19 protein-coding genes are annotated in these 19171 nt (G+C 72.7%); 12 read left to right on the forward strand and 7 right to left on the reverse strand.

The annotated features are described in order from the left end of the window. Positions 1-15 precede the first annotated feature (15 nt). The 11 genes from ACZ6JS_RS31505 (at position 16) to ACZ6JS_RS31555 (ending at position 10923) form a co-directional block, all read left to right on the forward strand. A complete protein-coding gene (locus ACZ6JS_RS31505) occupies positions 16-924 on the forward strand; it encodes an ornithine cyclodeaminase family protein (protein WP_469303178.1) in 909 nt (302 codons plus the stop codon). A 71-nt stretch (positions 925-995) separates the two neighbouring features. Beyond that, positions 996-1706 carry a GntR family transcriptional regulator gene (locus tag ACZ6JS_RS31510; RefSeq protein WP_136229507.1) on the forward strand — a complete coding sequence of 237 codons (711 nt, stop codon included), beginning with the start codon at positions 996-998 and terminating at the stop codon, positions 1704-1706. A 121-nt stretch (positions 1707-1827) separates the two neighbouring features. After that, the gene (locus tag ACZ6JS_RS31515) at positions 1828-2847 is read left to right on the forward strand and encodes an arylamine N-acetyltransferase family protein (protein WP_469303030.1); all 1020 of its coding nucleotides are present in this window, start codon (positions 1828-1830) and stop codon (positions 2845-2847) included. A gap of 204 nt (positions 2848-3051) precedes the next feature. Next, complete coding sequence (locus ACZ6JS_RS31520) at positions 3052-4794, forward strand: ABC transporter substrate-binding protein (RefSeq protein ID WP_469303032.1); 1743 nt, start codon at positions 3052-3054, stop codon at positions 4792-4794. 23 nt (positions 4795-4817) lie between these two features. Beyond that, the gene (locus ACZ6JS_RS31525; protein ID WP_469303033.1) at positions 4818-5777 is read left to right on the forward strand and encodes an ABC transporter permease; all 960 of its coding nucleotides are present in this window, start codon (positions 4818-4820) and stop codon (positions 5775-5777) included. Continuing rightward, the gene (locus ACZ6JS_RS31530; protein ID WP_469303035.1) at positions 5774-6760 is read left to right on the forward strand and encodes an ABC transporter permease; all 987 of its coding nucleotides are present in this window, start codon (positions 5774-5776) and stop codon (positions 6758-6760) included. The genes ACZ6JS_RS31525 and ACZ6JS_RS31530 overlap by 4 nt, the downstream gene beginning before the upstream one ends. After that, positions 6760-7758: an ABC transporter ATP-binding protein gene (locus tag ACZ6JS_RS31535; RefSeq protein WP_469303036.1), complete on the forward strand. Its 999-nt coding sequence runs from the start codon at positions 6760-6762 to the stop codon at positions 7756-7758. Before ACZ6JS_RS31530 ends, ACZ6JS_RS31535 begins: the two co-directional genes overlap by 1 nt. After that, a complete protein-coding gene (locus tag ACZ6JS_RS31540) occupies positions 7755-8759 on the forward strand; it encodes an ABC transporter ATP-binding protein (protein ID WP_469303037.1) in 1005 nt (334 codons plus the stop codon). The genes ACZ6JS_RS31535 and ACZ6JS_RS31540 overlap by 4 nt, the downstream gene beginning before the upstream one ends. 121 nt (positions 8760-8880) lie before the next feature. Beyond that, a complete protein-coding gene (locus ACZ6JS_RS31545) occupies positions 8881-9222 on the forward strand; it encodes a hypothetical protein (protein WP_469303039.1) in 342 nt (113 codons plus the stop codon). A gap of 5 nt (positions 9223-9227) precedes the next feature. Beyond that, entirely contained in the window at positions 9228-10610 is a 1383-nt protein-coding gene (locus ACZ6JS_RS31550; protein WP_469303041.1) for a hypothetical protein, read from the forward strand. Beyond that, positions 10603-10923, forward strand: coding sequence for a hypothetical protein (locus ACZ6JS_RS31555; RefSeq protein WP_469303042.1), 321 nt, complete (start codon positions 10603-10605; stop codon positions 10921-10923). Before ACZ6JS_RS31550 ends, ACZ6JS_RS31555 begins: the two co-directional genes overlap by 8 nt. A 170-nt stretch (positions 10924-11093) precedes the next feature. Here ACZ6JS_RS31555 and ACZ6JS_RS31560 read toward each other — a convergent pair whose 3' ends face one another. Continuing rightward, positions 11094-13151 carry a S9 family peptidase gene (locus ACZ6JS_RS31560; RefSeq protein ID WP_469303043.1) on the reverse strand — a complete coding sequence of 686 codons (2058 nt, stop codon included), beginning with the start codon at positions 13149-13151 and terminating at the stop codon, positions 11094-11096. A gap of 83 nt (positions 13152-13234) precedes the next feature. On the opposite strand from ACZ6JS_RS31560, the gene ACZ6JS_RS31565 reads away from it, so the two are divergent. Next, positions 13235-14797: an MFS transporter gene (locus ACZ6JS_RS31565; protein ID WP_469303045.1), complete on the forward strand. Its 1563-nt coding sequence runs from the start codon at positions 13235-13237 to the stop codon at positions 14795-14797. Positions 14798-14829: 32 nt separating this feature from the next. Here ACZ6JS_RS31565 and ACZ6JS_RS31570 read toward each other — a convergent pair whose 3' ends face one another. The 6 genes from ACZ6JS_RS31570 to ACZ6JS_RS31595 all read right to left on the reverse strand — a co-directional run bounded on the left by ACZ6JS_RS31570 (position 14830) and on the right by ACZ6JS_RS31595 (position 19139). After that, the gene (locus tag ACZ6JS_RS31570; RefSeq protein WP_469303046.1) at positions 14830-15342 is read right to left on the reverse strand and encodes an FBP domain-containing protein; all 513 of its coding nucleotides are present in this window, start codon (positions 15340-15342) and stop codon (positions 14830-14832) included. 11 nt (positions 15343-15353) lie between these two features. After that, positions 15354-16031, reverse strand: coding sequence for a hypothetical protein (locus ACZ6JS_RS31575; RefSeq protein ID WP_469303047.1), 678 nt, complete (start codon positions 16029-16031; stop codon positions 15354-15356). 24 nt (positions 16032-16055) lie between these two features. Then, complete coding sequence (locus ACZ6JS_RS31580; protein WP_469303049.1) at positions 16056-17513, reverse strand: cytochrome P450; 1458 nt, start codon at positions 17511-17513, stop codon at positions 16056-16058. Positions 17514-17837: 324 nt separating this feature from the next. Then, positions 17838-18239 (reverse strand): Imm7 family immunity protein, encoded by a 402-nt coding sequence (locus ACZ6JS_RS31585; RefSeq protein ID WP_469303051.1) that lies wholly within the window; start codon positions 18237-18239, stop codon positions 17838-17840. A gap of 4 nt (positions 18240-18243) precedes the next feature. Continuing rightward, positions 18244-18765 carry a GNAT family N-acetyltransferase gene (locus tag ACZ6JS_RS31590; protein ID WP_469303052.1) on the reverse strand — a complete coding sequence of 174 codons (522 nt, stop codon included), beginning with the start codon at positions 18763-18765 and terminating at the stop codon, positions 18244-18246. Positions 18766-18845: 80 nt separating this feature from the next. Beyond that, positions 18846-19139: a hypothetical protein gene (locus ACZ6JS_RS31595; RefSeq protein WP_469303053.1), complete on the reverse strand. Its 294-nt coding sequence runs from the start codon at positions 19137-19139 to the stop codon at positions 18846-18848. Between the last annotated feature and the right edge of the window lie 32 nt (positions 19140-19171).

Raw genomic sequence — 19171 nt, forward strand, 5'->3', positions numbered from 1 at the left:
CTCGGCGCCGCGGCCATGGCCGCGCTGCTCGGCCCGGCCGCGGCCGCCGACGCCCTGGCCGCCGCCCTGCGCGGCGGCCTCGACCCGGAGAGCTGCCCCCCGCGCTCCGCGATCGGGGTGCCCGGCGACGGCGAACTGCTGCTGATGCCGGCCGCGTCCGCCTCGTACGCCGGGGTGAAGATCGCCGGGGTCGCGCCCGGCAACCCGGCGCGCGGGCTGCCCCGGATCACCGGCTCCTACCTGCTGCTGGACGGGCCCACCCTGTGCCCGCTCGCCCTGCTCGACGGCGCGGCCCTGACCGCCCTGCGCACCCCGGCGGTCTCGGCCCTCGCGCTGCGCCACCTGGCGCCGGCCGGGCGGCCGTTGCGGATGGTGCTCTTCGGCTCCGGACCGCAGGCGTACGGGCATCTCGAAGCGGTCGTCGCCGAGGGGGAGCCGGAGCTGGTGGTGGTGGTCGCCCGCAACCGGGAGGGTGCCGAACGCCTCGCCGCGCACGCCCGCAGCCTGGGACCGGCCGCCCGGACCGGCACCCCCGAGGACGTGGCCGACGCCGATCTGGTCGTCTGCTGCACCACGGCCCGCGAACCGCTCTTCGACGGGCGGCTGGTGCGGCCGGACGCGGTGGTCGTGGCCGTCGGATCGCACGAGCCGACCGCCCGGGAGACGGACACCGCCCTCGTGCGACGCGCGGCGGTGTACGTGGAGTCGCGGGCGGCGGCGCTGCGGGAGGCCGGTGATCTGCTCGTCCCGGAGGCGGAGGGGGCCGTCGGGGCGGGGCACATCACGGGCACGCTCGCGGACCTGGTCGCCGGACGGCTGCCGGCGGGAGGCGAGCGGGGTTGTCCACAGCTCTTCAAGAGTGTGGGCATGGCCTGGGAGGATCTTGCCGTGGCGGTCGCGCTGTACGAGGCCGCTCAGGTATGAGCAGCGCAACGTGACATTGTACGCTGTTCGTCTGCTCGTCGGCAGGTGAAAAGGGTCTCGGAGGAAACGCAATGGGTGACCTGAAGCAGCACAGCCTCATCAAGGCCCAGGAACGACTCCGCGACCAGGTCGGGCACGCCCTCCGAGCCGCTCTGATAGCGGGTGAGCTGCGCCCCGGCAGCGTCTACTCCGCCCCCGGCCTCGCGGCCGAACTGGGCGTGTCGGCCACCCCGGTGCGCGAGGCCATGCTCGACCTGGCGCGGGAGGGCCTGGTCGAGCCGGTCCGCAACAAGGGCTTCCGGATCACCGAGGTCAGCGAGCGCGACCTCGACCAGTACACCGAGCTCCGCACCATGATCGAGGTGCCGACCATCGGCCGGATCACGAAGACGGCCACGGCCGAACAGCTGGAGGAACTGCGCCCCATCGCGCAGGAGATCGTCACCAGTGCCCGCGAGCACAACCTCATCGGCTACCTGGAGGCCGACCGCCGCTTCCATCTCACACTGCTCGGCCTCGCGGGAAACGAACGCCTCGTGGAGACCGTCGGCGACCTGCGCAAGCGCTCCCGCCTGTACGGCCTGACCGGCCTGGACGAGGCGGGCAAGCTGGTCTCCTCCGCCGAGGAGCACCTGGAGCTGCTGGACCTGATGATCAGCGGCGACGCGAAGGCGGCGGAGGCCTGCATGCAGCGCCACCTGGGCCACGTCCGCTCCCTGTGGGCCCAGGGCCGCGACGAACCGGTCGGCCGCACCCCGGGCGGCCTGGGCCCGGTCCGCTAGGCCGTTTCCCCGTGCCGTGCCGTGCCGTGCGGGCCGGCACGGCACGGCGGCCCGCGGCGGTGCACCCCGGATCCGCCCGCCGGCTTGACCCGGAGGCGGGTCGAGGGAGGAGGCTGGGATCATGAACATCCGGCCAGCCGACACCGGGCGCGCCCCGAGCGCCGCCCCTGCCACCGACCTCCCGACCCCCGGGGCCCGACCCGAGGGACGCCCCGCGGACTTCCCTCCCGTGCCAGACCCCAGCCCGACCGACCACCGGCCCGACCGGTGGTCCGGCGAACTGCTCGACCTCGACGCCTATTTGGTCCGGATCGGGTACGACGGCCCCCGCGAGCCGACCCTCGCAGTCCTGCGCGGGCTCCAGCGCGCCCACACCACCGGCATCCCCTTCGAGAACGTCCACGCCGTCCTGGGCCGGGACCTGCCGCTCGATCTGCCCTCCGTCGAGGCCCGCCTGGTCCGCGACGGCCGCGGCGGCTACTGCTTCGAGCACGTCCTCCTCTTCGCCGCCGCCGTCGAGCGCCTCGGGTTCCACGTCACCGGCATGATCGGACGGGTCAGCCTCGGCGCGCCCAAGGTCCTTCCCGCCACCCACGGCCTGCTCGCCGTGACCGCCCGCGACGACGACCGCGAGTGGCTGTGCGACGTCGGCTTCGGGGCCGGCCCGCTCGGACCGATCGAACTCGCCGACGGCGCGCACGCCGCGTACGACGGCTGGCGGCACCTGCTGGAACGGCGGCCCGGCGGCCACGGCATCGACCAGTGGTGGCTGTACCAGACCTCACCCGGCCCGGCCGGGCCGGACAAAGACCCCGGGCGGGCCCCGACCCCGTGGATCGACCGGCACACCTTCACCCTCACCCCCCAGTACCCGATCGACTACGTCGTGGGCAGCCACTTCGTGGGCACCCACGCCCGCTCCCCGTTCGTCCGCCGGCTCTTCGCGCAGCGGATGACCCCGGCCGCCCACCACAGCCTGGACGACCTGACGCTCGTCACCACCCTCCCCGACGGGACGAGCACCACCGAGCAGATAGCCCCGGAGGCCCTGGACGGGACCCTGCGCGAGGTGTTCGGCATCGCCCTCACCGAGGAGGAACTCCACGAGATCGCCGCCCGCCGACCGGCCGGAACGGCGTAGAGGCCGCCGGCCGTCCCACCGCCCGGGCCCGCCGCCGCGCCGGGAGGCGCAGCGGTGCGCCGCTCCCGCCAACGGGGCCCGGCGCCAGGGGATTTGGACACGGCTGGATAACGGGGAACCCAACCCCTTGTCAGTGCAATTTCACATTACTATGTTACCGGTCACATCGTAGAGCCGCTGAGCGTGCCCTTCCCTGGAGTGACCATGACCAAGCGCACCCAACTCGCCCTCGCCACCGCCCTGGTGGCCGCACTCGCACTCGGCGCCGCGGGCTGCACCGGCACCAAGAAGGGCCAGGCCGGCGCCGGCGCGGAGAACCCGGCCGCCGCCAACGACGGCAAGATCCTCGGCGGCACCCCGGTCAAGGGCGGCACCCTCACCGTTTTGTCCAACCAGGACTTCGCGCACCTCGACCCCGCCCGCAACTGGGTCATGCCGACCATGGACTTCGGCACCCGCCTGCTCTACCGCACGCTCGTCACCTTCAAGGCCGAGCCCGGCAAGGCCGGAAGCGAGCTGGTCCCCGACCTCGCCACCGACCTCGGCACCCCCTCCAACGGCGGCCGCACCTGGACCTTCACCCTCAAGGAGGGCGTCAAGTACGAGGACGGCACCCCGGTCAGGGCCCAGGACATCAAGTACAACGTCGAGCGCTCCTTCGCCCCCGACCTCACCGGCGGGCCCGACTACGCCGCCCAGTACCTGGCCGGCACCGAGGGCTACAAGGGGCCCCTCCAGGGTCAGCACCTCGACTCCGTCAAGACCCCGGACGACCGCACGATCGTCTTCGAACTGAAGCGCCCTGTCGCCGAGTTCTCCGCCACCGCCACCCTGCCGACCTTCGCCCCCGTGCCCCAGTCCCAGGAGAAGGGCACCCAGTACGACGCCCGCCCGTTCTCCTCCGGCCCCTACAAGATCGAGTCGTACGACCGCGACAAGAAGCTCGTCCTCGTCCGCAACGAGCACTGGGACCCGGGCACCGACACCGTCCGCAAGGCCTACCCGGACAAGTTCGTGGTCGTCATGGGCCTCAAGGGCGGCCAGATCGACGACCGGATCATCGCCGGCGAGGGCGCCGACGCCTCCACGGTGCAGTACGCCGACATGCGCCCCGAGAGCGCCCCCAAGGTGCTGCCCAAGCCCGACGTCAAGTCCCGGCTGCTCGCCGAGTCCCAGGGCTGCACCGAGATGCTCCACCTGAACAACTCGCGCGCCCCCTTCGACGACCCCAAGGTCCGCGAGGCCATGCAGTACGCCGTCGACAAGGAGGCCGTCGTCACCGCGGGCGGCGGACCCGCCCTCAACGAGATCGCCACCGCCTACCTGCCCCCGGCCCTCTCCGGCGGCAAGCAGGCCGACACCCTGAAGATCCCCCCGGCGGGCGACCCGGCCAAGGCCAAGGAACTCCTCAAGGCCGCCGGCAAGGACACCCTGAAGGTCTCCCTCTCCGTCTCCACCGGCGACAAGGGCAAGGCCGAGGCCATCCAGCAGGGCCTGTCCCGCGCGGGCATCGAGGTCGTCATCGACACCGTCGACCCCGGCGCCTACTACGACGTCATCGGCGACCTGTCCACCACCCCCGACATGACCCTCACCGGCTGGTGCCCCGACTACCCCTCCGGCTCCACCTGGATCCCCTTCGTCTTCGACGGACGCACCATCAAGCCGAAGGGGAACCAGGGCAACTACAGCCAGTTCCGCGACGAGGAGGTCATGAAGCGCATCGACGAGATCAACGCCATGGCCGACGCCAAGCAGGCCAACCAGGCCTGGATCGACCTCGACGCGACCCTGATGGCCAAGTCGCCCAACGTTCCGATCCTGCTGGAGCGCAAGCCGCTCCTCGTCGGCACGAACATCGCGGGCGCCTTCGGGCACCCCGTGTGGACCGGCACCATCGACTACGCCACCGTCGGGCTCAAGGACCCCTCGAAGAGCCAGGGCTGAAGGAACCCGGAGCCCCCGACACCATGACCACCACAGCACCGGCCGACGCCGACGCCGACACCGCCGTCCGGCCCGCGGCGGCGCCCGGCAGCAGCCCCTGGCAGCTCGCCCGGCGGGAACTGCGCCGCCGCCCCGCCGTCCGCGTCAGCCTCGCCATCGTCGTCCTCTTCGCCCTGATGGCCGTCACCGCCCCCTGGCTGGGCGCGCTCGGCGGCTGGTCCCCGCACGAGTTCGACAAGAGCGCCGTCGACCCGTACCTCGGCGGCCAGCCGATCGGCGCCCTCGGCGGGATCAGCCCCGAGCACTGGCTCGGCGTGGAACCCGTCACCGGGCGCGACCTGTTCGCCCGCGTCGTCCACGGCGCGCAGGTCTCCCTCCTGATCGCCTTCGCCGCCACCGCCATCGTGGTCCTGGCCGGCACCGCCGCCGGGATCGCCGCCGGCTACTTCGGCGGCCGCACCGACACCGTCCTGTCCCGGCTCATGGACCTGACCATGTCCTTCCCCTCCCTGATCTTCATGATCGCCATGCTGTCCGTGGCCAAGGACGTCAACCGGCTCGTCCTCATGACCGTCGTCATCGGCGTCTTCGGCTGGCCCGGCATCGCCCGCGTGGTCCGCGGCCAGACCCTCTCCCTCAAGCACCGCGAGTACGTCGACGCCGCCCGCGTCGGCGGCGCCGGACCCTGGCGGATCCTCACCCGCGAGATCCTGCCGGGCGTGGCGGGCCCCGTCATCGCCTACACCACCCTGCTCATCCCCGGAATGATCAGCACCGAGGCCGCCCTCAGCTACCTCGGCGTCGGCGTCCGCCCGCCCACCCCCTCCTGGGGCCAGATGATCGCCGAGTCCGTCGCCTACTACGAGACCGACCCCATGTACTTCGTCATCCCCAGCGTGTTCCTGTTCCTCGCCGTGCTCGCCTTCACCCTCCTGGGCGACGCCCTGCGCGACATCCTCGACCCGAGGGGCGGCCGCACGTGATCGTCTACCTGGCCCGCCGGCTCCTCGCCCTCGCCGGCGTGCTCCTCGCCATCGCGGCCGTCACCTTCCTCATCTTCTACGTCCTGCCCGCCGACCCGGCCGCCGCCGCATGCGGCAAGACCTGCAGCGCCGAACGCCTGGCCGACGTCCGCGTCCACCTGGGCCTCGACCAGCCCCTGTGGAAGCAGTTCGCCGACTTCCTGACCGGCATCTTCACCGGCCGCACCCTCGGCACCGGCCAGTACGCCGTCGCCTGCGACTTCCCCTGCCTGGGCTACTCGTACGAGAGCTCCCTGCCCGTGTGGGACCTGCTCATGGACCGCCTCCCGGTCTCCGCCTCCCTCGCCCTCGGCGCCGCCGTGCTGTGGCTGCTCCTCGGCCTCGGCGCCGGGGTCACCGCCGCCCTGCGCAAGGACACCGCCACCGACAAGGCCCTGATGGTCGGCGCCGTCGCCGCCGCCTCGCTGCCCGTGTACTTCACCTCGGTGATGCTCATCTACGGCGTCATCCGCATCGCCGGCCTGCTGCCCTACCCCACTTACCAGGCGTTCACCGACAACCCGCTCGGCTGGGCCTCGAACCTGCTCCTGCCCTGGACCGCGCTCGCGCTGCTCTATGCCGCCATGTACGCCCGCCAGAGCCGCGGTTCGATGATCGAGGCGATGGCCGAGCCCTACATCCGCACCGCCCGCGCCAAAGGCATGCCCGAGCGGACGGTCGTCGTCAAACACGGCCTGCGCTCCGGGATGACGCCGATCCTGACCATCTTCGGCATCGACCTCGGCGGGCTGCTCGCCGGCGCCGTCATCACCGAGTCCATCTTCGGACTCCCGGGCATCGGAAGGCTCTTCTACGGCGCCCTCGTCAACTCCGACCAGCCCGTCGTCCTCGGCGTCACCCTCCTCGCGGCCTTCTTCATCGTCGTCGCCAACCTGGTCGTGGACCTCCTGTACGCCGTCATCGACCCGAGAGTGAGGTACTGATGGCCGATCCGCTCCTCGAAGTACGTGACCTGCGCGTCACCTTCACCACCCCTCGGGGGACCGTCCGCGCCGTCGACTCCATAGGCTTCACCGTCGAGGCCGGCCGCACCCTCGGCATCGTCGGAGAATCCGGCTCCGGCAAGTCCGTCACCTCGCTCGCCGTCATGGGCCTGCACCGCGGCGCCGTCGAGGTCGGGGGCTCCGTCGCGCTCGCCGGACGACCGCTCATCGGCCTGAGCGAGCGCGAGCTCGGCAAGGTCCGCGGCCGCCGGATGGCCATGATCTTCCAGGATCCGCTCTCCAGCCTGCACCCCTACTACACCGTCGGCGAGCAGATAGCCGAGCACTTCCGAGTGCACTTCAAGGCCGGCCGGGCCGCCGCGCGCAGACGCGCCGTCGACATGCTGGGCGAGGTCGGCATCCCGGAACCGGCCCGCCGGGCGGGGGAGTACCCGCACCAGTTCTCCGGAGGCATGCGCCAGCGCGCGATGATCGCCATGGCCCTGGCCTGCGAACCCGACCTGCTGATCGCCGACGAACCGACCACCGCCCTCGACGTCACCGTGCAGGCGCAGATCCTCGAACTGATCGCGAAACTCCAGCAGGAGCGCGGTCTCGGGGTCGTGATGATCACCCACGACCTGGGTGTCGTCGCCCGCGTCGCCCACGACGTCCTGGTCATGTACGGCGGCCGCGCAGCCGAACAGGCGCCGGTCGACGACTTGTTCGCCGACCCCGCCCACCCCTACACCCGCGGGCTGCTCGACTCGCTGCCCCGCCTCGACACCGCCGACGACGAACCGCTCCCCTCCATCCCCGGCTCCCCGCCGTCCCTCCTCGCACCCGCCCCCGGCTGCGCCTTCGCACCGCGCTGTCCCCGCGCGGCCGAGCGCTGCACCGGCGAGCGGCCGGAGCCTGCCGCGTACGGGGACGGCCCCGGGAGGACCGTCGCCTGCCACTTCGCCGGGGCCCGCGCCGTCGAGGAGGCGGCCCGATGAGCGATCCCACGACCCACCGGGACAAGCGCACCACCGCACCGCTGCTCTCCGTGAAGGACCTCGCCATGACCTTCCCCGGCCGGCGCACCGCGACCGGGCGCCGGGGGGCGCCCGTGCGCGCCGTCGACGGGGTCACCTTCGACCTGGCGGCCGGCCGGACCCTCGGCCTCGTCGGGGAGTCGGGCTGCGGGAAGTCCACCACGGGACGGATGCTCGTACGGCTGCTGGAGCCCACCTCGGGCCGGATCGCCTTCGAGAGCGAGGACATCAGCCGTCTGTCACAGGGAGCCCTGCGCCCGCTACGCAAGAACATCCAGATGGTCTTCCAGGACCCGCACTCCTCGCTCAACCCCCGCCAGACCGTGGCCAGGATCATCTCCGAACCGCTGCTGGTACAGGGGCGCAGCGCGGGGGACGCCCGTCGCCGCGCGGCCGACCTGATGGAGCTCGTGGGGCTGATCCCCGAACACATCGACCGCTACCCGCACGAGTTCTCCGGAGGCCAGGCCCAGCGCATCGGCATCGCACGCTCGCTGGCCACCGAACCGCGGCTGATCGTCGCCGACGAACCGGTCTCCGCGCTCGACGTCTCCGTCCAGGCGCAGATCGTCAACCTGATGGAGCGGCTGCGCGCGGAACTGGGCCTCGCGTACGTGTTCATCGCGCACGACCTGTCGGTGGTCAAACGGGTCAGCGACCGGGTCGCCGTCATGTACCTCGGCCGGATCGTCGAGATCGGGGACAAGGCGTCCCTCTACGAGAACCCCCAGCACCCTTACACCAGGGCGCTGTTGTCCGCCGTACCGCTGCCCGACCCGGCGGCGGAGCGGCGGCGGGAGCGGATCGTCCTGCTCGGCGACCCGCCGAGCCCGGCCGCTCCGCCGCCGGGCTGCACCTTCCACCCGCGCTGCCCCAAGGCCCAGGAAATCTGCCGAACGGAACGCCCGCTGCTGCGACTTGCCGCCTCGCGCGAGGTGGCGTGCCACTTCCCGGGTGACTGACGGGGATCACGGGAAGAGGGGGGACCCGGGGCCGACACGATCGCCCCCGGGTCCCTCCGCTACCCGGTATCCCCCCTGGTCCCGCGTAACATCACCCCCCGGAAAAGACCTAGGGGTGGACATGACATCGAGTAGCGGTGGCTTCACGGCGAACGCCGCTTCCATCAACGGAAGTTCTCATCTTCTCGTCGAACTCGCGGGCCTGCTGTACGCGGGACGGCCCGACGGCGAGACGGCGGTCATGGCCCGGGTGCCCCGTTCGCACCAGGACGTGTCCACGGCCCTGGACTCCTTCGCGCGGTTCGCCGACGACCAATACCTGGACACGGTGTCGCTGCTGGCCGCGCTCGCCACCAAACTCAAGGTGGCGGGGGGCGACTACGCGCAGACCGACCTCGCCACTGAGGGCGCCTTCCGTGCCGTGCTCGAAAAGGGTCGGTTCATACCGGCCGAGGACAGGTGACCGGCATGACCTACCGCACCGAGGTCGAGTTCCTCGAACTGTGCAGTCCTCCCCTCATCGAGCGCACCGCCCAGGAGTACCGCAGGCTCCACCTGCTCCTGGACTCGGCGGACTCCGCTTTCCTGAAGGCGACGCGGACCCAGTGGGTGAGCGAGGCCGAGGAGCTCTACGTCAAGCGCCTGGGCGAGGCGGAGAAGCTGGCCACCGCCCTGTCGGGCGCCTTCCGCAGCGTCCACGCGGCGCTCGTCGACTACGCCGAGGCGGTGGGCCGGGCGAAGGGGCGCTTCGAGAGCGGTCTGTCGAGCGAGCGGGCCCTCTCCGCGGTCATGGCGCGGGTGGCGAGCCCGGTGACGGAGACCGCGCAGCGGGCCGAGCCGATGAGGCAGTGGGAGGACCTCCGCAAGCGCACCGGAGTCCTGGACTGGCTGGCGGAGATCACCGTCGACGTCGATGAGATCCGCGAGGACGCGGACCGGCACTACAGCAGTGCGAAGCACGCCTTCGGGGACGCCGAACGCATCGAACACGAGGCGCGCACCCTGTGCGTTGCCGAACTGGGCAAGGCCCGCAAGAACCTGCCCGACTTCCGCGGCGACCTGCCCCACCCGTCGGTGCTCCTCGCCGGCATGCCCGCCCTGAGGCAGGAGGTGGGAGAGGCCGCGCACGATCCCCACGCCGTGCTGCCCGGAGGCGGCCCGCGCGTCGACGGTATCGCCGCGAACGTCGGCGACGAGACCGTGTCCCCCAAGCTGCGGGAGATCCGGTCCCGGCTGGCCGGACTCCCGGACGCCATGGACCAGAACAAGTGGCTGCCGTCGGATTCGGACGAGGACCGGCGCGAGTGGATCCGCGCCAACCGCGCGCACATCAGGGACGCGGCCGCGTACACGGGCCTGCCGGCCGACATGATCGCGGGAATCGCCTGGAAGGAGGTCCAGGGCGACCCGAAGTGGGCCGACAACATCGCGGTGAACTACCGGCGGAGCCAGTACGAGGTCTGGCCGGAGTTCCAGTGGGTGGCGGACAAGGCCGGCCTGTCGGGCGAGGCGGACCAGACCTCCATGGGACCGATCGCCATCCAGCTCCGCCGCTCCGCGGAAGTGCTCGGCTACGACCCGGAGAACCTCACGCGCGACCAGCGGGACGAGATCCAGAAGGCGACGCAGAACCCTTCGACGAACATCTACATCGCTTCCGAGTACCTCGCCCAGCTCAAGGCGGAGAGCTCGTTCGCGGACGTACCCGCCGAGGAGATGACCCCTGCCCACTACCGGGAACTGGCCGCCAGGTACAACGGCGGACCGGGCTGGCGCACGGACGAGGCGCAGGCCTACGGTCGTGGCTTCGGAGCGAACATCGAGAACGCGAGGCGGGCCCTGAATGACTGAGTGGCGGACGGCGGGGGCCATGCGCGCCCACGTGGCCACGGCCGCGTGGGCGGCCGTGCTGGTGGGACTGCACGCCGTGGCCGGGTTCTTCGTGCTGGGCGCGCTGCTCACCGCGTCGGAAGGGCCCTGGGACCGTACGGTGACGGGAACAGCGCGGCTGATGGCGGGGCTCGGGCTGGCGGTGGAGCTGATGGCCCTCGCGGGGACGGCGGCCGGCGTGAACACCGGCCGGCTGCGGCGTTGGTGGTACGCGCCGGCGGCGGTGCTGGTCGCCATCGCCCTGGTGCGCATGGTGTTCGCCCCACAGCCCTGACCGCCCGCCGGCGGACGGGGCGGTCACGGCGGCCGGCGGCCGGGCCCTCTCTTTCGGATCTTGCCGGCCCGCGCCGCCCGGCACCGCACGTCGCGTCACGCAGCGAGGCGCCGTGGCTGTCGCCGTGCGTCCGCCGGGGATTGCGGGACAGCCCTCATGCGGCACAGCCGTCAGGCGAGTTCGCGACGGAAGAAGTCGAGTTCCAGCGCCATGATCTTCTCGCGGGTGCCGCCCGGGGTCATGTGGGTCACGCCCGGGAGGGCCAGCAGTTGGTGGGGGCGGCCCGCTTCGGTCAGGGCCTGGGACAGGCGCAGGGTGTGCGAGGGGTGGACGTTGTCGTCGGCCAGTCCGGTGACCAGCAGCAGCGGCCGGGACAGCTTCGGGGCGTCGGGCAGCAGCGAGTCCCGTTCGTAGACGTCCGGGTGCTCCTGCGGCAGGCCGAGGTAGCGCTCGGTGTATGCGGTGTCGTAATGCCGGAAGTCGGTCGGCGCTGCCCCGGCGGCCGCGGCGTGGAAGACGTCGGGGCGGCGCAGGACGGCCATCGCCGACAGGTAGCCGCCGTAGGACCAGCCGCGGATGCCGACCCGGCCGAGGTCGAGGTCGCCGTGGCGCGAGGCCAGCGCGTGCAGTGCGGCGACCTGGTCGTCCAGGGTGACTTCGGAGAAGCCGCGGTACATGGCGTGGGTGTGGGCGGGCGAGACGTACGCGGTGCCGCGGTTGTCGACGGTCACCACCGCGAAGCCCTGGTCGGCCCACCACTGGCGGTGCTGCCAGCGGCGCGGGTCGGCGGTGATGTCCTGCGCCCCGGGGCCGCCGTAGCTGTCCATCAGGACGGGCAGCTTCCGCCCGGGGACGTGGCCGCGGGGCAGTACGAGCGCGGTGGGAACGCCGTGCTCGGTGACCCGCTCCAGGACCGGGGCCACCCGGTACGGCAGCGGCTGCGACAGGTCGGCGGGGGTCAGGTCCCGTCCGTCGGGGGTGCGCACGACGCGCCGCACCCCGTCGGCGTCGGCGGAGGTCAGCAGCAGGAATCCGGCCGAGGCGGTCACGCTGTGGACGCCGGGCCCGTCGGCGAGCGGGATCGCCTCCCCGGTGGCGGTGTCCAGCAGCAGCACCTGCTGTTCGGCCGGGTCGCGCAGTCCGGCCTCGATCAGCAGCCGGCCTTCGTGGACCCCGGCCACGCCGCGGACCTGGACGCCGTCCCCGGTGAGGAGGACCCCGTCCACGGCGAGGGCCCGGGCGGCTCCGCCGGGGGTGTCGGCCGAGGTCAGCATCCGGCCGTCCGGCAGACGGGCCGGGGTGCCGGGGACCAGGGGGTCCACCCACCGGGGGTGCGTGGTGCGGGACAGCTCCCGGGTGCGGCCGGTGGCCGGGTCGGCGGAGAGCAGCAGCACGGTGCGCTGGAGCCGGTCCTGGACCGTCAGCAGGATCTCCTCGGCCGACTCCCAGCCCGCGTCGGAGACGTAGGGGTGGGTCTCGGCGTCCCATTCGATCCGTGTGCGGGTCCCGTCCGGGCCGAGCACCCACAGCTGCACCTCGGCGTTGGGCCCGCCCGCCTCCGGATAGGCGAAGTCCTCGGCCGGCAGCTCGGGGTGCGCGGGGTCGGCGAACCACCGCCGCTGGAGGGCGGACTCGTCGACGCGGGCGGCGAGCAGCGTGAGCCCGTCGGGGGACCACCAGTGGCCCCGGGAGCGGCCGAGCTCCTCGGCGGCGGCGAACTCGGCCAGACCCCAACGGGCTCCGTCGTCGGGGCTGACCCGGCCGCCCGGGGCGACGTACAGGGCGTCGTCGGCGACGTAGGCGGTGCGCGAGCCGTCGGAGTTGGGCCGCGGGTCCAGCGCGGGGCCTGCGGCGGGGATCTCCCTGAGGGTTCCGGCGCCGTCGGCGGTGACCCCGTAGAGCCGCCCGTAGAGCGCGAAGGCGGCGAGGCGCCCGTCGCCGGAGAGCGCGTAGGAGCCGATCCCGGCGGCGACGAGCCGGGTCCGCTCGCGCAGTCGGCGCTCGGCGGTGGGCAGGGGGCCGGGCTCGGGGCACAGCTCGCGGGGATCGGCAAGCCGGATCTCTGCGCCGGTGGTGGTATCGAGCACCCAGAGGCTGTCGAAGGCGTCGGCGGGGCCGGTCGACCGGAGGAACCACAGCAGTCGGCCTTCGTCCCCGAAGGACAGCGCCCGCGGGGCGCCGTAGGTGAATCGGGCCGTGCTCGCGGAGAGCCTGAGGAAGTCATCCATGATCGTAGTGTGACATGTGAAATGTCACCGGCACTAGGCCGTTCGAGTGGTGACCCCGGGGGTGCGGGCTTAGCGTCGGGAGGGTGGACCCGAACACAACGCCGAGCAGCAGGCGGACCGACGGCAAGGACGGCACGGTCCGGGGGAACGGCAACGGACTCGCCCTGTTCGTCATCGCGTCCTGCCAGCTCATGGTGGTTCTCGACATCACGATCGTGAACATCGCCCTGCCGCACATCCAGACCGCTCTGGACTTCTCGACCGAGAGCCTCTCCTGGGTCGTCAACGCCTACACCCTGGCCTTCGGCGGCCTGCTGCTCCTCGGCGGCCGCATCGGTGACATCCTCGGCCGCAAACGCGTCTTCATCTTCGGCGTCCTGCTCTTCGGCCTCGCCTCGCTCCTCGGCGGACTCGCCCAGAACGAGGGCCAGTTGCTGGCCGCGCGAGCCCTCCAGGGCGTCGGCGGCGCCATCGCCTCGCCGACCGCCCTCGCGCTGATCACCACGACCTTCCGCGAAGGCCCGGCCCGCAACCGGGCGTTCGGCGTGTTCGCCGGGGTCTCGGCGGCCGGCGGTGCGATCGGACTCCTCGCGGGCGGCATCCTCGTCGAGTGGCTCGACTGGCGCTGGGTCCTCTTCGTCAACGTCCCCATCGCGCTGGTGATCGCCGTCCTGGCCTCGAAGGTCCTGCGCGAGTCCGAACGCCACCCGGGACACTTCGACTTCGCGGGCGCACTGCTGTCCACCGTGGGTATGGTCGCGCTCGTCTACGGCTTCATCCGGGCCTCCCAGGAGGGCTGGCGCGACCCGGTGACGCTCGCCTCCTTCGGCGCCGCCGTGGTCCTGCTGACGCTGTTCATCCTCAACGAGCGGCGATCGCCGCAGCCGATCACCCCGCTGCACATGTTCGCCGACCGCAACCGGGCCGGGACCTACGGGATCATGCTCATGCTCGCCTGCGCGATCTTCGGCATGTTCTTCTTCCTCACCCTCTTCGTGCAGATCGTGCTCGGCTTCAGCCCGATCCAGGCCGGCCTCGCCTTCCTGCCCGTCAGCGCGGTGATAGCGGTGGGAGCGGGCCTCACCGCGAAACTCCTGCCCAAGTTCGGGCCCAAACCGTTCATGGTCTGCGGCGCCCTGTCGTCGGCGGCCGGACTGGCCTGGCTGACCCGGATCGACGTCGACTCCACCTATCTCGGCAGCATCCTCGGCCCGATGCTGCTCTTCGCCCTCGGCATGGGCCTGCAGTTCGTCTCGCTGACGCTGATGGCCCTGTCCAACGTCCCCGACCGGGAGTCCGGGGCGGCGTCCGGACTGCTGAACACGATGCAGCAGGTGGGCGGTTCGCTCGGCCTGTCGATCCTGGTGACCGTCTACGGCACCGCGAGCCGCAACGAGGCCCAGGAGCAGGTCCCGAACTTCCTCGCCACGGCCGGCCCCGTGCAGAAGGCCCTCTTCGAACGCACCGGACAGCTCCCCGAGCCGTGGGGCGACCAGGTGCTGGCCTCGGGCATCAGCGCGGCCTTCGTCGTGGCGGCCCTGTTCACCCTGGTCGGAGCGGCGATCGCGCTCTTCGTCATCCAGGTCCGCCCCTCCGACCTCGAACGGCTCCAGGGCAACCACAAACCGGCGGCCGACCGCATCTGAGCCGTCGACCGCCGTGCAGGGGTGCGGGCGGTTCAGGCGACCGTGACCCCGGTGACACGGGACACGAAGCCGTTCAGGTTGGCCTCCATGCGCGCGAGGCGCTCGTCCACGGTCAGCGACTCCTCCTGCCGGCCGGCACGCAGCTTCGGCTGCCGCCTGCCGCGTACGTACAGGGAGCAGGCCAGGTCCGCGCAGATGTACGTACCGACCGTGTTGCCCTCGCGGCCGCGGGCGCCCGACAGCGGCGCGGCGAGCAGGGTGACCCCGGAGGAGGCGTGACCCGTCAGGCAGATCTGGCACAGGCTGGACTTCACCGCGCTGGTGCGGCCCACGGACGGCACGCGCAGGGAGATCCCCAGCGGCCCCTCGGCCCGGGGCACCACGAGATGGGCCCGCAGCGGGGCACCCGGGTCCACCCAGCCCAGGAAGTCCAGGTCCTCCCAGGGCGCGTCGGCGAAGTCGAGCGGCAGCCGCATGCGGGCCGCCTCGCCCTTGGTGCAGTTCACGAAGGACGCACGGATCTGTTTCTCACTGAGTGGTTCCACGGGCATCGACCCTACGGCGTGCCCCCGCCGGCCCGCACCCCGATATCGGGCTCGGGCGCCAATGCAGCCGCCGGTGATGGTGATGGTGACGTCGCCGTGCCGGGTACGGCCGTACTCCGCGTCGGCCCGAGCGCGGTACGCAGCCGGGCCGCGTCGGCCCGGCTGCCCATCCGCAGGGCGAGCCACGAGCCGTCGGCGAAGGCCAGGTCCACCCGGGCCGGCCTGTGCCGCAGCCGGCGTACGCGCCGCAGGGAGCAGGCGGCGGTGTGCGCCACGCGGGCCGGGTCGCCGCGGCCCCACGGCGGCCGGGCGGTGACGGTGGCCGCGGCCCCCGGACCGTCGCCGAGCCGTGCGGTGAACACGCCCTCGGGCCCCCGGGTCTCGGCCTGCCAGCGCGTCCAGTGGAAGCCGTGCAGTGCCAGGGCGAAGCGGCCGGCGCCGCTTGTCCAGCCGCCGCGCAGGGCCGGCCCGTGGAGGAGCCGCCCGGCCAGGCGGGCGGCCCGTTCGAAGGGGTCGAGCAGCGCGGCCACGGCCTCGGCGAGATCGTCGGGCAGCGCGGACAGGAACCGGAAGACGAAGAAGCCGCCGATTCGGCGCCGCAGCGTCAGCGGGGCGGGCGAGCCGGGCAGCGACGCGCGCTTCGGCCTGCGTGCGTACGGCGACAGGCGCCCCGGAATCTCCTCGTCCATCCGGCCATGATGGCCGGGCGGCCGCTACCGGTCCACGCGACGTACCCGGCAGCGCGCCGGACCCTCCGTCCGCAGGGTGATTCCCGCGCCGACCGGGATCTCCGCGTCCACCGCCTCGAACGAGTAGGCCCGCAGGATCATCGCCAGCGCGACCACCGACTCCAGCATCGAGAAGTGCTGCCCGATGCAGGCACGCGGGCCGCCGCCGAAGGGGAACCACGCGTAGCGCGGCCGTCCGGCCTCCGCCTCCGGGGCGAAGCGCTCCGGGTCGAAGCGGTCCGGGTCGGGCCAGTGCTCCGGGTGGCGGTGCGTCACCCAGGGAGCCAGGATCACGTCCGCTCCCGCGGGGATGGCGTGCTCCCCGATCCGGGTGGCTGCGACGGCCTTGCGGCCGATGACCGGGGCCGCCGGGTACAGCCGCATGGCCTCCTTGAGCACCTGCGAGAGGTACGGGAGCCGGTCCAGGTCGGCGGCCTGCGGCGTCCGGTCGCCCAGGACGCGGGTGATCTCCTCGCGGGCCCGGTCCTGCTGCTCGGGGTGGCGGGACAGCAGGTGCAGGGCGAAGCACAGGGAGGTGGCGGTCGTCTCGTGCCCGGCGAGCAGGAAGATCAGCACCTGGTCGCGGAGCTCGTCGGCGTCGAACTCCGCGTCGTCCGCGCTCCGGGCGGCGGCCAGCAGCGTCAGCAGGTCCTCGCCGGCGGCGTGTTCGCCGCCGGTGCCCGCAGCGGCCGCGTCTTCGCCCGGCGTGTCCCCGCCCGGGCCCGCGGCGCCCGCACCGGCCTGCCGCCGCCGGCCGATGATCTGGTCGCAGACCCCGTACAGCTCGTCCAGCGCGGCGGCCGCCCGCCGGTTGCCCGGGGTCGGCCAGTGGCGTGGGATGTTGGCGGGGGAGTAGCCGCGGCGCAGCACGTAGTCCGTGATCACGGGGAAGCAGCGGGCCACGACGTCCGCTGTGGCCTCGACGTCGGTACCGAAGAGGATCCGGGCGACCGCGCGCAGCGCGAGGTGCATCATCTCGTCGGAGACGTCGACGACGCCGTCCAGGGCCTCCTCCCAGGCGGCGACGACCGACGCGGTCTCGGCGGCGACGGCCCCGGCGTACCCGTCCACCCGGCGCCGCGTGAACAGCGGCTGCACGAGCCGGCGCTGGCGCAGGTAGTCCTCGTCCTGGCTGGTCAGCAGACCGTTGCCGAAGGAGTCCCGGACCTCCTGGTAGAAGGCGTTGTCCTTGCGGAAGTTGGCCGCCTGGGAGGCGAGCACCTGCTGGACCCCCTCGGGGGAGAACACGCAGTACAGGTCGGCCCGCATCCCGGGCGGCCCGGCCGAGACCCGTACGACGTCACCGCGCCGCTGCTGCGCCCGCAGGTAGGTGCCGAGTGAGTCCGACTTCAGGTCGTGGAGCGATCCGAGCAGCGGTGTCCCGGGGAGCACGGGAACCTCCGTACCCACGTCGACGCCGCCTGTGTTCCTGCCGAATGCCATGCCGATGCCCGTCCCCTCGTCCCCTGCCGGAGCCCGATTCTGCCGTTCCGCGACGCTCCTTGGCGAGACCTCGTGCCCGCCGGGCCGAATCGGGCGGGCGGGGGCGGGGCGAGACGGGCGGCAGGCAGCGCCCCGCATCCCGCGCCTGCGCGCGGCGGACCCGCCCGAGTCCCTGACGAACATGCGGTCACAGGCGGCCGCGCCCGCCCGGCCCCGCCCGCCGGGCCCAGCCTCGCCCGCCCGGCCGAGCCCTCGCCCGCCCGGCCCCGGGCGGGCGAGAGTCGCGAACGCGGAGTGGCCGTTGTCCGATACGGGCCGGGCCCGTCATACCGGGCAGGGGTCCTCCAGTACGGGGATACACGGCGACAGCGCCGTCTCGAGGCCCTCGTGCACCCGCCCCCGCACCATCCGCAGGACGCGGACCTCGTTCTCGCGACCGGGGTCCTCGTCATCGCGCACGTGCATCACCCCGTACGAACCGGGTGCCAGGCGGCCGACCTCGCCGAAGAACTCCAGCACCTGCGGGTCGCGGTGGTTGCGGAGCCCGCCCAGGTGGAGGAACAGCTCGCCGTTCATCCACCGCAGGTCGAGCAGACCAGGACTGCCGACCTCCGCGATCCGGGCCGCGAGGGTCTCGGCGATCCGGCCGAGAAGGACGTCCCCGTCGCCGCTGTCGTCGGCGTCGGCGCTCTCCTGGACGCTGATCCAGCCGTGGTATTCGAACATGTCGTCAGAGCGCCCGCCGGTAGCGGAACTCTCGGAGGGTGACCTCGTCGTAGACGCCGTCCTGTGTCGCGCCGTCGGCCCGGTAGCCGGCCCGTTCGTAGAAGCGCCGGGCCCGATGGTTGTCCTTGAGGACCCACAAGGCCGACGTCCCGAAGCCCCCGTCCTTCATCGCGGCGTGGGCCTCGCCCAGGAGCCGGCGGCCGATGCCCGTGCCGATCCGGTCCGGCGCCACGTACAGGGCGTAGACCTCGCCCACCGGCCCCGTCACGCCGGACACCTCACTGCGGGAGGGCCCGAAGCAGACCCATCCCACCACCGGACCGCTGTCGGCGACCGCCACGAGGTCCCAGGACACGCGCCCCGGGTCCCGCAGCCGCTGCCGCCGCCGGTCGGCATCGTCCTCGACCGACATAGCGTCCAGATAGCCCTGGGGAACGACGCCGGCGTACGCCGCCTGCCAGCCCCGGACCCTGACCGCGGAAACGGCCCCGATGTCCGCCTCGTTCATCTCACGCACGCGCACCATCGCGCCAAGGTAGGCCATACCCTGCGCACCGGACCACCGATTACCGCTGAGCACCGGCGCCGAGCGCTCGGCGCCCGTGCTCAGAGATGGGCGCGGACCTGCCTCACGGGATGACCTTCCAGACGGCGATCTCGAACCGGGCGAATCCGCACGGCCATGCGTACCCAGTGCGTCGAGGGTCGTGGCCCTCCGCAGCACGGGACCTCGGCGGCGAGCGAGCTGAAACCCTCGTCGCAATGGGCTTCGAGGAGATCTGCCGGCCACCGCGTGTCGATCGACGCCCCGCACAGCGGGCAGCCGATCCTCTCCGGATCGGCCCCGCAGTCCACGGCGGTCACCGCGTCGTGCCACGTCACGTCGATCTCCACGTCCACGCCGTCGATGACGCCGGGAGTCGGCCTTTCGA

Source organism: Streptomyces sp. NPDC046349 (genome assembly GCF_055587885.1).

Excerpts from the sequence above, each read along its gene's own strand:
- ACZ6JS_RS31575 (WP_469303047.1), bottom strand. The coding sequence starts at position 16,031 with ATGGACGAGGAGATTCCGGGGCGCCTGTCGCCGTACGCACGCAGGCCG.
- ACZ6JS_RS31545 (WP_469303039.1), top strand. The coding sequence starts at position 8,881 with ATGACATCGAGTAGCGGTGGCTTCACGGCGAACGCCGCTTCCATCAAC.
- ACZ6JS_RS31550 (WP_469303041.1), top strand. The coding sequence starts at position 9,228 with ATGACCTACCGCACCGAGGTCGAGTTCCTCGAACTGTGCAGTCCTCCC.
- ACZ6JS_RS31580 (WP_469303049.1), bottom strand. The coding sequence starts at position 17,513 with ATGGCATTCGGCAGGAACACAGGCGGCGTCGACGTGGGTACGGAGGTT.
- ACZ6JS_RS31555 (WP_469303042.1), top strand. The coding sequence starts at position 10,603 with ATGACTGAGTGGCGGACGGCGGGGGCCATGCGCGCCCACGTGGCCACG.
- ACZ6JS_RS31540 (WP_469303037.1), top strand. The coding sequence starts at position 7,755 with ATGAGCGATCCCACGACCCACCGGGACAAGCGCACCACCGCACCGCTG.
- ACZ6JS_RS31535 (WP_469303036.1), top strand. The coding sequence starts at position 6,760 with ATGGCCGATCCGCTCCTCGAAGTACGTGACCTGCGCGTCACCTTCACC.
- ACZ6JS_RS31525 (WP_469303033.1), top strand. The coding sequence starts at position 4,818 with ATGACCACCACAGCACCGGCCGACGCCGACGCCGACACCGCCGTCCGG.
- ACZ6JS_RS31515 (WP_469303030.1), top strand. The coding sequence starts at position 1,828 with ATGAACATCCGGCCAGCCGACACCGGGCGCGCCCCGAGCGCCGCCCCT.
- ACZ6JS_RS31505 (WP_469303178.1), top strand. The coding sequence starts at position 16 with ATGGCCGCGCTGCTCGGCCCGGCCGCGGCCGCCGACGCCCTGGCCGCC.
- ACZ6JS_RS31510 (WP_136229507.1), top strand. The coding sequence starts at position 996 with ATGGGTGACCTGAAGCAGCACAGCCTCATCAAGGCCCAGGAACGACTC.
- ACZ6JS_RS31590 (WP_469303052.1), bottom strand. The coding sequence starts at position 18,765 with ATGGTGCGCGTGCGTGAGATGAACGAGGCGGACATCGGGGCCGTTTCC.
- ACZ6JS_RS31560 (WP_469303043.1), bottom strand. The coding sequence starts at position 13,151 with ATGGATGACTTCCTCAGGCTCTCCGCGAGCACGGCCCGATTCACCTAC.
- ACZ6JS_RS31520 (WP_469303032.1), top strand. The coding sequence starts at position 3,052 with ATGACCAAGCGCACCCAACTCGCCCTCGCCACCGCCCTGGTGGCCGCA.
- ACZ6JS_RS31585 (WP_469303051.1), bottom strand. The coding sequence starts at position 18,239 with ATGTTCGAATACCACGGCTGGATCAGCGTCCAGGAGAGCGCCGACGCC.